Raw genomic sequence first — 3,208 nt, forward strand, 5'->3', positions numbered from 1 at the left:
ATGGAAGATGTTGCTAAAATATTACGGAAAAACGGTTGGAAAACAAAAATTATCGGCGTAGGACCCAATACTCATACTGAAGGATATATGGGTCCGAAAAATGGAATATGGTTCTGCATATATGGTGGTGCAGATGGTGCAGTATTTAGAGAAGCTGCAGGAAAAAACAGTTACACTAATAAACTTAAAAAACTAGGAAGTCGTACTGTTATCGGAATGCACGGAGGCGGTGACATCCGTAAAGGTGGAAAATACTATAAGTTCCTTCCTAGAGCATGGGATGATAATTACAGCCCATCAAGTTATAAAGGAATTTCATATCCTTTAAAAATGTTAACAAAGGGCAAAGTTCCAATCATGTACGCCAGCAATGCTAAACAAATGGCAGCAAAATTCCTTGCAGGTGGAGACAATCCAGAAGCATGTTAATGGAGTTGAATATTATGAGTGGTGCAACAGAATTGGAAAAAGCAAAAGCAAGAGAACAATTAGTTGATAGTATACGTGATTTATACAGTGCTAAAATAACATTGCCTCTTGGAAATCCGAACCTGAAATTAGTCCATACAAACCAATTCTTATTTACAGAATTGCCAACAGATGTTTTTGAATTAGCAAATTTCGATACAATAGCAAAAGCATTAAACAGTACATACAGTAGGTTCAGTGGTTACACATTAAACCGATGGTACATTGAAGCTATCACAATCACTAACGACGGCAGCACTGCAAAAATGGAATTGGAATTAAATCCATTTGCAAGCAATGTAATTAATTTCCGTGATGAAAAAAACAGTTTCAGAGAAGCATACACAAGTGCAACAACATCCTCATCATCATCCACTACTTCTTCATCAAAAACAAAAATCAAATCAGTTAAAACAACTAACAGCACGTTAAAAGGTGGAGAAGGAAAACTTATTGATGATCTTGTTAAAAAGATTGTTGGAAGTGAAACTAATGAATTGAAAAAAGCAAAGTTGATTCATGGATGGTTACAGAAAAATGTTAAATACTCATATTATACATGTACACGATACAATACACCTGAAAAATGTTATAATAATAGAGGACATTTAAACTGTGCCGATACAGCAAGACTGACAAGAGCAATGATGGCTAGTGCAGGATTAAAATGTTACATTGTACATCGTACATATGATGGTGGTCATTTCTGGACTGTTATTGAAATAGGTGGAAAAAAATATGCTAGTGATCAAACAGGCAGTGGTTCAGCATGGAATACTGTATGGAAATCATCTGGTAGGACAGGTAATGGAGGTTATGCTTCATATTCAAGGAAAAATGGAAAAGTTCCTGATTGCTAAAAGAAAGACCATTTAACTATTAATTGAAGAAATTAAAAAAAACAATTGGGTGTTTAATTATGGATGTGAAAATAAATGAATTGGGAACTGATATCCATAGTTCCTGGAACTTTAAAGATGGTGATTTAGCCACTATAACTAATGATGATAATCTTGTACAAGCAACAAAAAATCGATTAAATACACGACTTGGAAGTTCAGAATACTTCTACAGTGAATATGGTAGTGTATTACATCGATTTCATGGTTGGCGTAAAAATGAAACAACATTGAAATTTATGGAAATAGCTTTAACTGATAGTTTAGAGCAAGACCCACGATACAGTAATTTCAAACTTAATCTTGAATTACAACCTGATAAAAGAGTTAAAATTAGTGTACATGTTGTATATGATGATGATACTGAATTAGATATGGATTATATTTTAAATACTGATGGTACTGTGGAGGAATCCTAAAAATGGCAATTGAAGAAGAAACATTCTATAATATAATAGGTGAAGAAATCAATCGAACAAATATATTAAATCAAATGATTGGTTTTTACAGTCTACTATTGGAAGTAGGTCAAACTAAAGTCACTGACTTTAATGAGGGAAGTGAAATACGGAATTTATTAGAATCTGTTGCAGTGTTAGGTTACTATGTAATGGAAGACCAAAATGAATTATCAAAAATCGCATTTCCTGATACTGCTGAAGGGGAATGGTTAGATAAACATGGAGCAAATCCTTTCATTAAAATTGAAAGAGACACTGGGAGTGAAGCTACAGGATACGTAGTGTTTAGCATTCCAAATGTCAGCACTGAAGATATTGTGATTCCTGAAGAAACTATTGTAGTATCTACTGAATCAGGTCTTGAATATGCTACTGATTCGGAAGTCATTATTACGGCCGGCGAACTTGAAGCAACAGCAAGTGCAACCTGTTTAACTGAAGGGGAAGATGGAAACTGCAGTGAAAACACAATCACATTAATTGATGATGATTACTTAAGTATTTCTGAATTAAGCGTAAACAACACAGAAGCATTTACAGGCGGAACCAATTATGAAGAAGACGATGAATATCGTGAAAGACTATTGAATTTCGTTCGTCAACCAGATTTTGGAAGCTTACCTTATTATCAGGAATTAGGAGATAATATTGACGGTGTGCATGATGTATTATTAGTTGACACTGGACAAACAAATGAAATAGGTCGTCCTTACACTAAAGAAATTCTAGTTAACGGAGACACAAAACCAGTAACTAATGAATTGTTACTTAGTGTTTTGGAAGTTTTTAGTGATACTAATAATAAGGTTATTGACCATACTTTTCTGGTCGGTGCACCGGAATATGTTGAGTTAAGTTTAACAGTTAATTTAAATGTAATTAATGAGTTGGTTGAAAGTGAAGTGAGAAGTGTTCTTCAAGCAGTCTTTGATGGTGGAGCACCTGTTGACAGTATGGAATTTGATGGATTACATATTGGTGAAACATTATTCAAAAACAATCTTGTTTCAGCATTAGAATTATTTGATGATGTTGAAAGCGTAACTATTATTGATGATGATACTTTAGAAGAATTAACAGACATTAGTGTTGAATCAAACGAAGTATTGCAATTAGTAGGATTAACTATTAACCAAACCATAGTTAGCTGAGGCGATAAAAATGTCTGAAAATGGTGAAGAAATAATCAATCGATTACCAGACACAAGTGGATTGCATAAAAACATTGATGCTCGCAGAGTAATTGAAAACACAATCGGTGCATGGTTTGATTATATTGAAGAACAAGATTGGTTTAATCAATTTTTCCTAGATAGTGCTAAAGGACCATACCTGGATTTACATGGTCAGACATTTGACATTAAAAGAAAGATTGATGAA

The 3,208-nt window shown here is 33.8% G+C and carries 5 protein-coding genes; all 5 read left to right on the forward strand.

The features are described 5' to 3' along the window. A partial coding sequence (locus ACKI2P_RS11735) for a hypothetical protein (protein ID WP_407377775.1) occupies window positions 1-429 on the forward strand: 429 nt, incomplete at its 5' end. Between the two features lie 14 nt (window positions 430-443). Beyond that, window positions 444-1,328: a transglutaminase-like domain-containing protein gene (locus ACKI2P_RS11740; RefSeq protein WP_407377777.1), complete on the forward strand. Its 885-nt coding sequence runs from the start codon at window positions 444-446 to the stop codon at window positions 1,326-1,328. 59 nt (window positions 1,329-1,387) lie between these two features. Further along, entirely contained in the window at window positions 1,388-1,786 is a 399-nt protein-coding gene (locus tag ACKI2P_RS11745) for a hypothetical protein (protein ID WP_407377778.1), read from the forward strand. Window positions 1,787-1,788: 2 nt separating this feature from the next. Continuing rightward, window positions 1,789-2,979: a baseplate J/gp47 family protein gene (locus tag ACKI2P_RS11750; RefSeq protein WP_407377780.1), complete on the forward strand. Its 1,191-nt coding sequence runs from the start codon at window positions 1,789-1,791 to the stop codon at window positions 2,977-2,979. A gap of 10 nt (window positions 2,980-2,989) precedes the next feature. After that, window positions 2,990-3,208 (forward strand): hypothetical protein (locus ACKI2P_RS11755; protein WP_407377781.1); only part of this gene is annotated, 219 nt, incomplete at its 3' end.

It is taken from the genome of Methanobrevibacter sp., from assembly GCF_045541095.1.
Lineage (GTDB): Archaea > Methanobacteriota > Methanobacteria > Methanobacteriales > Methanobacteriaceae > Methanocatella.